This window comes from Sinomicrobium soli, assembly GCF_003285545.1.
In the GTDB taxonomy this organism is placed as follows: domain Bacteria; phylum Bacteroidota; class Bacteroidia; order Flavobacteriales; family Flavobacteriaceae; genus Sinomicrobium.
Window position 1 is genome coordinate 105,827 of record NZ_QLNV01000012.1, and the last position, 10,144, is coordinate 115,970.

Genomic DNA, 10,144 nt, shown 5'->3' on the forward strand with positions numbered 1-10,144 from the left:
TAGCGAAAGTGTGGTGGCAGCTCCCGGAATTCCCTGCTATTGTTCTTCTACCAGGTCCAGTTCCACTTTCAGGTTATTGATGATAAATTCCTGCCTGTCCGGGGTGTTTTTCCCCATATAGAATTCCAGGAAATTATCTATGGACATCGCCTTGTCCAGCATTACGGGATCCAGCCTTATGTCTTCTCCTATAAAATACTTGAACTCGTCCGGGGATATTTCCCCGAGCCCCTTAAACCGGGTAATTTCCGGGTTCCCCTTTAACTTGCGTATGGCCTGTTGCTTTTCTTCCTCGCTGTAGCAGTAGATGGTCTCCTTTTTGTTCCGCACCCGGAACAGCGGGGTCTGCAGTATAAACAGGTGTCCTTCCTTGATCAGTTCGGGGAAGAACTGCAGGAAGAAGGTTATGAGGAGCAGGCGGATGTGCATCCCGTCTACGTCGGCATCGGTGGCGATCACGATATTGTTGTACCGGAGATCTTCCAGGGACTCTTCTATATTCAATGCGGCCTGAAGCAGGTTGAACTCCTCATTTTCGTATACCACTTTTTTAGACATCCCGTATGAGTTCAACGGTTTTCCCCGGAGACTGAAGACCGCCTGGGTATTGACATCCCTCGACTTGGTAATCGATCCGGAAGCAGAATCACCCTCCGTAATAAACAGGGTGGTATCGAGCCTGCGGTCGTTTTTCATATCGGCGAGGTGTACCCTGCAGTCCCGGAGTTTCTTATTGTGAAGGCTCGCTTTCTTCGCCCTTTCCCTGGCCAGTTTGCGTATACCCGAAAGTTCTTTCCGCTCCCTTTCGGCCTGTAGTATTTTGCGCTGGAGTTTTTCGGCCGTTTCCGGGTTTTTATGAAGGTAGTTATCCAGCTGGGTCCCTATAAAATCGTTGATAAAGGTACGCACCGTGGGCAGTCCGTCCCCCATATCGGTAGACCCCAGTTTGGTCTTGGTCTGGCTTTCGAATACGGGCTCCATCACCTTTACCGAAATGGCCGCTATGATGGATTTACGGATGTCGGCGGCCTCGTAATTCTTGCCGTAGAAATCGCGTATCGTCTTTACCACGGCTTCCCTGAAAGCAGCGAGGTGAGTCCCTCCCTGGGTGGTATTCTGCCCGTTTACGAAAGAGTGGTATTCCTCGCTGTACTGGGTCTTGCTGTGCGTCATGGCCACCTCGATATCATCACCCCGCAGGTGGATGATCGGGTACAGCATGTCGTCGGTATTGTTATTGTCTTCGAGCAGGTCCTTCAGCCCGTTGTCGGAATAGAACTTCTCGCCGTTAAACACTATGGTAAGCCCCGGATTGAGGTATACATAGTTCTTCAGCATGCGTTCTATATACTCGTTCCGGAACTTGTAGTTCTTGAAAATGGTGTCGTCGGGAATAAAAGACACCTTGGTCCCCCTTCTGCGTGAGGTTTCTTCCAGCTCTTCCTCATCGGTAAGATTCCCCGATTCGAATTCCGCCGATTTCGATTTTCCGTCCCGGGTAGACTCTACCCTGAAGTAAGACGACAGGGCATTCACCGCCTTGGTACCTACCCCGTTGAGCCCCACCGATTTTTTAAAGGCGCGGGAATCGTATTTCCCTCCGGTATTCATTTTAGACACCACGTCCACCACTTTCCCCAGCGGGATCCCCCGGCCGTAGTCCCTGACAATCACCTTGTTCCCCTGTACGCTGATCTCGATGGTCTTTCCGGCCCCCATCACGAATTCATCGATACAGTTGTCCATGACCTCCTTGAGCAGGATGTAGATCCCGTCGTCCGCACTGGAGCCGTCCCCCAGTTTACCGATATACATTCCGGGGCGCATCCTGATGTGCTCCTTCCAATCCAGTGAACGTATATTATCTTCGGTATACTGAGATGATTGCGACATATTGTAAGCAGTTTGGTTCCGACGCTAATATAGCAACTCCCACCAAATTATGAAAGGCGGAAAAATTAAATTAATCAACAACAACAGTGTCATTATTGTTGATTTTTGTTACTGGTTGCAGGTTTGTGCATTGGGATTGGGTTCGTGCTTCAAACCTCACACATTAAACCTGAAATGCATCACATCGCCGTCCTGTACCACGTATTCCTTCCCTTCCACCCTCATTTTCCCGGCTTCCTTTACCTTTGCCTCACTGCCGTGGGCAACATAATCGTTATAGGAGATCACCTCCGCACGGATAAAGCCTTTCTCGAAATCGGAGTGAATAACCCCGGCGGCCTGTGGTGCCGTGGCGCCTACGGGAATGGTCCACGCCCGCACCTCTTTTACCCCGGCCGTAAAATAGGTCTGGAGTTCGAGCAGTGTATACGCCGCCCGGATGAGCCTCGCCACCCCGGGTTCGTCAAGCCCTATATCCTGCAGGAACATCTGCTGCTCCTCGTAATCCTCCAGCTCGGCAATATCGGCCTCGGTGGCCACCGCCAGCACGATAACCCCGGCATTTTCGTCCTTTACGGCTTCCTTTACCTGCTCCACATATGCATTGCCGTCCCTGGCCGAGGCCTCATCCACATTACAGACGTATAATATGGGTTTGGAGGTAAGCAACTGGAAATCTTTTATGATCTCCCTTTCTTCATCGTTTACATCGACCGCCCGTGCAGAGACCCCGCTTTCCAGTGCCGCCTTGAACTTCTGAAGCACAGCTTGCTCCTTCAACGCATTCTTGTCGCCGGTCTTGGCCGCCCTGTTTACTTTCTCGAGCCGCTTGTCTACCGTTTCCAGGTCTTTGAGCTGCAATTCTATATCTATGGTCTCCTTATCGCGAACCGGGTCTACACTGCCGTCGACATGCACGATATTCCCGTTGTCGAAACAGCGGAGTACGTGAATAATGGCATGGCACTCGCGGATGTTCCCCAGGAACTGGTTCCCGAGCCCTTCTCCCTTACTCGCCCCTCTTACCAGCCCGGCGATATCGACGATCTCCACGGTGGCGGGCAGCACCCTTTCGGGATGCACCAGCTCTTCCAGTTTTTCCAGCCTGTGGTCGGGTACATTGACCACCCCCAGGTTAGGCTCTATCGTACAGAACGGGAAATTGGCACTCTGTGCCTTGGCATTGGACAAACAGTTGAACAGGGTCGACTTTCCTACATTGGGTAATCCTACTATTCCGGCTTTCATTATTTTCTATTTTTTTGCGACTGCAAATATAAGAAACTGTTTAAGTTTTTTCCTTCTTCAAATTACTCCCTCCCCGCGAGTGTGGAATAAATGAAAATTCGTAATTTCGTCACTTTGTCCAAAGCTGTCCATTACGTATTTCATATGACAAATCACGAAGAGTATATTGAAGTTCTCGGAGCCCGTGTACACAACCTTAAGAATATCGATGTGACCATCCCGAGGGAGAAACTGGTCGTTATCACCGGTTTGTCCGGCAGTGGAAAATCGTCCCTGGCCTTCGACACCATCTATGCCGAGGGGCAGCGCAGGTATATAGAGACCTTTTCTGCCTATGCCCGGCAGTTCCTGGGGGGGCTCGAACGTCCGGATGTAGACAAGATAGACGGACTCTCGCCGGTTATCGCCATAGAACAGAAAACCACCTCGAAATCGCCGAGGTCTACCGTGGGTACCATTACCGAAATATACGATTTTCTCCGTCTGCTTTACGCAAGAGCTTCGGATGCCTACAGCTATAACACCGACGAAAAGATGGTCAGTTACAGCGATGAGCAGATCAGGGAGCTTATCACCGGAGATTTTGACCGCAAAAGGATATACCTGCTCGCCCCCGTGATCAAATCGAGAAAGGGGCATTACCGCGAACTTTTCGAACAGATCGCCAAACAGGGGTTCGTAAAGGTACGGGTAGACGGCGAAATACGCGATCTCGAACGGGGCATGAAGGTAGACCGCTATAAGACTCATGATATAGAGATCGTCATAGACCGCCTACAGGTAAGTACAGACCCGGAAGCACAGAAACGACTGTCGGACAGTATTAATACCGCCATGTACCACGGGGAGGATGTGCTGATAGTGATGGAACACGGCAGTGAGAACAGCCGGTATTTCAGCCGTGCACTCATGTGCCCGTCTACCGGGATCTCCTACCCCGCCCCTGAACCCAATACCTTTTCCTTTAACTCTCCCAAAGGGATGTGCCCCCGTTGCAACGGTCTGGGTACCGTACGGGAGATCAACCTGAAAAAGATCATCCCCAACCGGAACATCTCCATCAAATCCGGTGGTATCGCTCCCCTGGGGGAATACAAGAGATCCTGGATCTTCAAACAGCTCGAGACCATTGCCGATCGGTTTGAATTCAAACTCAGCGATCCCATAAAAGACATTCCCGAAGAAGCGGTAAACATGATCCTGTACGGGGGAAACGAGAAATTCTCGGTGGTATCGAAAACCCTCGGGATAACCCGCGATTACAGGATCGATTTCGAGGGGATCGTAAGTTTTATCGAAAACCAGTACAACGAAAATGCCTCTGCTTCGGTAAAACGCTGGGCCAAGGAATATATGGACAAAACCGTATGTCCCGAATGCGGGGGATCACGGCTCAGGAAAGAATCGATGTACTTCAGGGTATACGACAAGAATATAGCAGAACTGGCCTCCATGGATATCTCCGACCTGTACGAATGGTTCCGGAAACTCCCGGAACACCTTTCGGACAAACAGCTCAGAATAGCCGAAGAGGTGATCAAGGAAATAAGTTCCAGGCTGAAATTCCTGCTGGATGTAGGGCTCAATTACCTCACGCTGAACCGGGGTTCCAAATCGCTCTCCGGGGGAGAAGCCCAGCGCATACGCCTGGCCACACAGATCGGTTCTCAGCTGGTCGGGGTCCTGTATATCCTGGACGAGCCCAGCATAGGGCTGCACCAGCGCGATAACGAACGCCTTATCAATTCGCTGGAATCCCTCCGTGATATCGGGAATTCCGTACTGGTGGTAGAGCACGACAAAGACATGATAGAAAGGGCCGATCACGTTATAGACATAGGCCCGAGAGCCGGGCGGCACGGCGGGGAGATCATTTCGCAGGGCACTCCCGAAGCCCTGAAAAAGCATCATACCCTTACCGCCGATTATCTCAATGGCACCCGCGAGATCCCGGTGCCGGAAAAAAGACGGGAAGGCAACGGGAAATCACTGGTCCTGAAAGGATGTACGGGAAATAACCTGAAGGATATAGACGTCGAATTTCCCCTGGGTATCACCATCGGGGTTACCGGGGTCTCCGGCAGCGGGAAATCTACACTGGTCAACGAAACCCTTTACCCCATTCTCAATGCCCACTTTTTTAATGCCGTTAAAAAACCGATGCCCTACAAAAGTATCGAAGGGCTCGAACATATCGACAAGGTTATCGACATCAACCAGTCGCCCATAGGAAGAACGCCGCGGTCGAACCCCGCCACATACACCGGGGTTTTCAGTGAGATCAGGACCCTCTTTGCCAAAACTCCCGAGGCCATGATCAGGGGCTATAAGCCGGGACGGTTCAGTTTTAATGTGGCGGGCGGGCGTTGCGAAACCTGCCAGGGTGCCGGGCTCAAAGTGATAGAGATGAACTTCCTGCCCGACGTATATGTAGAATGCGAGACCTGCCAGGGCAAACGGTTCAACCGGGAAACCCTCGAGATCCGCTATAAGGGAAAATCCATATCAGACGTACTGGAAATGACCATCAACGAGGCAGTGGATTTCTTTGAAAAAATTCCGAAAATATACCGCAAACTGAAAACCATACAGGAAGTAGGACTGGGATATATCACCCTCGGACAGCAGTCTACCACCCTCTCGGGAGGAGAAGCCCAACGGATAAAACTGGCCACCGAACTGTCGAAAAAAGATACCGGGAATACCTTTTATATCCTGGACGAACCCACTACCGGGCTGCACTTTGAAGACATCAGGGTATTGATGGAAGTACTCAACCAGCTGGTAGACAGGGGGAACACCGTACTGATCATAGAACACAACCTCGATGTGATCAAAATAGCCGATCACCTCATAGACATAGGATATGAAGGAGGCAAGGGCGGCGGCCGGGTGGTCGCTACGGGAACCCCGGAAGAAGTGGCCCGGGACCCCAAAAGCTATACCGCAGGATTCCTGAGAAAGGAACTCGGGCAAAAATGACCCTCAAAACACCGGCAAACTTTAAAAACTACCTGAAGCTATTCCAAAAAATTTGACAGGAGCATAAGGATAATAAAATCAAAATTATCTATGTTTACGTCGCAGAATACAAAGTTGTGGGTAAAGTTAATGAGTTATGGAGTTATTAGGTTATTCAGGCAGTACCCGATAACTTAATAACCCGATAACTTAATAACCTGACAACCGATGAACTCAAACATTCAGATATGGGTAAAGTACAACAGAACAGAAGCTGGAATGCCATAAAGGCAAACGATTCCTGGGCGATTTTCAAGATTATGGGGGAATTTGTGAACGGATACGAAAAAATGAGCCAGATAGGCCCTTGTGTATCCATTTTCGGATCGGCCCGTATCAGGCCAGGGGACAAATACTACGACCTGGCTGAAAAGATCGCATACAAGATCGTCAACCACGGCTACGGGGTCATTACCGGGGGCGGACCGGGGATTATGGAGGCGGGGAACAAGGGGGCCCACCTCGGGGGCGGTACTTCGGTAGGCCTCAATATCGAACTGCCTTTCGAACAGCACGATAACCCGTATATAGACAGCGATAAAAACCTCAACTTCGATTATTTCTTTGTCAGAAAGGTCATGTTCGTAAAATACGCACAGGGATTTGTGGTCATGCCGGGAGGTTTCGGTACCCTGGACGAACTTTTCGAAGCCATTACCCTTATACAGACCAGGAAAATTGACAAATTCCCGATCATTCTCGTAGGTACGGAATTCTGGGGCGGACTTTTCGAATGGATCAGGGAAACACTGCTGGAAAGACACCGCAATATCAGTCCGCAGGACATGGACCTCGTAAAGATCGTGGATACCGCGGATGAGGTCCTGGACATCATCGACTCTTTCTACCAGGACACCAACCTGAGCCCCAATTTTTAATCTCATGCGGCAATCACCCCGTATATCAACATACCGCAGGCAGGTGTACGGCCGTGTCGTACACCTGCCGCGTATTGCGGGGTATTGCTGCCTGTTTGTTATTACCGCCGGGCTGAACACCCTCTGTGCCCAGAACAAGCAGACCATTACGGCACGGCTGCACCCGGAAACACATACCATCAACATCCAGCAGGAGATCCTCTTTCACAACAACTCTTCAGATACCATAAACAGCATCTATCTCTCCGACTGGAACAATGCGTACTCCGGCAAAAATACCGCACTGGCCAAACGCTTCGGGGAAGAGTTCGACAAAAGCCTGCACCTGGCCAAAGATGAAGTAAGGGGATATACGAAGATCATCAACATATCGGACAAGAATTTCCATTCCGTACACTGGGAACGTACCGGGTCGAAAGACCTGGTAAAGGTACAGCTCAATTTTCCGGTCTATCCCGAAGGGAACATTCTCCTGAGGCTGTCATACACCGTAAAGCTCCCCGCAGCCTCCTTTACCCGCTACGGTTATGACGAACTGGGAAATTACCGGCTGAGATACTGGTACCTCACCCCAGCTGTGTACCACGGGCACGAATGGGCGCTCTACAGCAACAAGAACCTCGACGACCTGTATACCGGGCAGACCGACTACCGGGTGATCTTCAACTACCCGAAGGATTATGCCCTGACCTCCGATCTCGACACCGAAGAAGACAGGACCGTGGCCGGCATCCGGCAAACCGTCCTTAAGGGAAACGGGCGAAACGATGTAAAACTGTACCTGGAAAAGGGCAATTCCTTCGAAAACTACCACACCGGTCCGCTGTCACTGGTCACCAACCTCAGGTCGGGCGATCTGCCCCCGGAAGAGAAATCATTCTCCGCCAGGCGCATCGGCAGTTTTATCCGAGACAACCTCGGGCCCTACCCCCACCAGAAGCTCATGGTTACCGAAACAGAGTACCTCAAGACCCCGCTATACGGACTCAACCAGCTTCCCGGTTTCCTGCGCCCTTTTCCCGAGGAGTTCCAGTACGAACTGAAACTGCTCAAGACCACACTCCACAATTACCTCGAAAACACCCTGTTCCTGGATACCCGGAAAGACAGATGGATCGCAGATGCCATCCAGGTCTACCTGATGATGAAGTATGTAGACACCTACTATCCCGACATGAAGCTTCTCGGAAACCTGTCGAAGTTATGGCTGGTAAAAAATTTTCATATTGCACAAAAAGGATTCAACGAGCAGTACCCGCTTCTCTTTATGCTGATGTCGAGCAAAAACCTGGACCAGTCGCTGGCTACCCCCAAGGACGAACTGATAAAATTCAATGAGAAGATCGCCGGCAAATACAAAGCCGGACTGGGACTGGTATACCTGGAAAATTACCTGAACGACGGCACCATTCCGGAAAAGATCAAAAAATTCTATCGTGATTACAGGCTTAAACCCGTAAATGCCACCGACTTTGAAAAAAAACTGAAAGAAAATACCACCAAAGATATCGACTGGTTTTTCGACGAGTATGTGAGTACCCGTCACAAGATCGACTTTACCATTAAGAAAGTAAGGAAAAACCAGGACTCCATCTGGGTCACGGTCAGGAATAAGGAACGTACCAATGTCCCCATCTCCCTGTTCGGCGTCAGCAATGATACGGTATTGTCAAAATACTGGTTCAACAATATTACCGGCGATAGCACCTTTCGCATCCCCAATAACAACGAAAAGAGACTGGTGCTGAACTACGACAAGATCATTCCCGAATTCGACCAGAGGGACAACTGGAAATCGCTAAGGGGTTTTTTCTCCCAGAACAGGAAGCTAAAACTCCAGTTTTTTCAGGATGCCGAAAACCCCTATTACAATCAGATATTCTACGTTCCTACGGCCTCTTATAACTTTTATGACGGGGTAGTACTGGGCATGCGCATGCACAACAAGACACTTACCGAAAAACCTTTCCTGATCGATGTGGTCCCTTCGCTGGCCACCAAAAACAAGTCACTGGTAGGATCGGGGGTCATCGCTTACCGCAATTATCTCAATGAAGGCAATCTCTACCTCTCTTCCTTCTCGGTGAGCGGTTCGAGCTACCATTATGCAAAAGACCTCAGGTACAGCACCATAACCCCTACGGTAAGCCTCGGGTTCAGGACAAGCGATTTCCGGTCCAATATCAGGGAAGCACTCACCCTCCGGTTTGTCAATGTGATCCGCGAAAGAGACGAAACCATGACGTCTGACAATAACGATCCCGACTACAGCGTGTTCAACGCCAGGTACTCCTATTCCAACAACGGTATCATCAACTATTTTTCCTGGTTCTCCGACCTGCAGGTGGCCAACAATTTTTCAAAGCTCTCCTTCGATGTCGAGTTCCGGAAATTATACCAGAACAACCGCCAGCTCAACCTCAGGCTGTTTGCCGGAAAATTCATTTACAACGATACCAGTAACGATTATTTCAGCTTTGCGCTCGACCGCCCTACCGACTACCTCTTCGACTTCGGTTACCTCGGGAGGTCGGAGACCACCGGGATACTGAGCCAGCAGCTTATCATTGCAGAAGGCGGTTTCAAATCGAAGTTCCGCGACCCTTATGCCAATAACTGGATGGTTACCGCCAATGCGAGTTTCAACGTCTGGAAATGGGTGGAACTCTACGGAGACCTGGGGGTTATCAAAAGCAAATACGAACCTTCGCGGTTCGTATATGATTCCGGCATACGGCTCAACCTGGTCACCGATTATTTCGAACTCTACTTCCCGGTATACTCCAACAACGGCTGGGAGATCGCGCAGCAACGCTACGATCAGAAAATACGCTTTATCGTTACCCTTCAGCCCAAAACACTTATAAAACTCTTTACCCGCAAATGGTTCTGAAGCGGGTAGTTTTTTAGTTGTTCATGTCATTCCGACGATAGGAGAACCCCGAAGGGCTCAACGCAGTTAAATCTCCGGTCCTTCGGAAATGCTCTTGAAGCTGCTTTGTGCGGGGGTGGAGATTCCCTGCCTGGCCGGCCTTTAGATTTGTAAATATAAATAAAATCTATAATGATGATGTTGAAAGAGGGGGGGTCTGGGGGGAGACTAA

General features: G+C 50.2%; 5 protein-coding genes. 3 read left to right on the forward strand and 2 right to left on the reverse strand.

The annotated features are described in order from the left end of the window. Positions 1-36: 36 nt before the first annotated feature. Positions 37-1,893, reverse strand: coding sequence for a DNA topoisomerase IV subunit B (locus DN748_RS14800; protein ID WP_112372606.1), 1,857 nt, complete (start codon positions 1,891-1,893; stop codon positions 37-39). A 156-nt stretch (positions 1,894-2,049) separates the two neighbouring features. Continuing rightward, complete coding sequence (gene ychF, locus DN748_RS14805; RefSeq protein WP_112372607.1) at positions 2,050-3,141, reverse strand: redox-regulated ATPase YchF; 1,092 nt, start codon at positions 3,139-3,141, stop codon at positions 2,050-2,052. Positions 3,142-3,285: 144 nt separating this feature from the next. On the opposite strand from ychF, the gene uvrA reads away from it, so the two are divergent. From uvrA to DN748_RS14820, 3 genes are all read left to right on the forward strand, one after another. Further along, a complete protein-coding gene (uvrA, locus tag DN748_RS14810; protein ID WP_112372616.1) occupies positions 3,286-6,123 on the forward strand; it encodes an excinuclease ABC subunit UvrA in 2,838 nt (945 codons plus the stop codon). A 227-nt stretch (positions 6,124-6,350) separates the two neighbouring features. After that, complete coding sequence (locus tag DN748_RS14815) at positions 6,351-7,040, forward strand: LOG family protein (protein ID WP_112372608.1); 690 nt, start codon at positions 6,351-6,353, stop codon at positions 7,038-7,040. Positions 7,041-7,044: 4 nt separating this feature from the next. Next, complete coding sequence (locus DN748_RS14820; RefSeq protein WP_236636881.1) at positions 7,045-9,933, forward strand: gluzincin family metallopeptidase; 2,889 nt, start codon at positions 7,045-7,047, stop codon at positions 9,931-9,933. Positions 9,934-10,144: the final 211 nt, after the last annotated feature.

Coding starts and splice junctions, on each gene's coding strand:
- DN748_RS14800 (WP_112372606.1), bottom strand. CDS start 1,893: ATGTCGCAATCATCTCAGTATACCGAAGATAATATACGTTCACTGGAT.
- ychF (WP_112372607.1), bottom strand. CDS start 3,141: ATGAAAGCCGGAATAGTAGGATTACCCAATGTAGGAAAGTCGACCCTG.
- uvrA (WP_112372616.1), top strand. CDS start 3,286: ATGACAAATCACGAAGAGTATATTGAAGTTCTCGGAGCCCGTGTACAC.
- DN748_RS14815 (WP_112372608.1), top strand. CDS start 6,351: ATGGGTAAAGTACAACAGAACAGAAGCTGGAATGCCATAAAGGCAAAC.
- DN748_RS14820 (WP_236636881.1), top strand. CDS start 7,045: ATGCGGCAATCACCCCGTATATCAACATACCGCAGGCAGGTGTACGGC.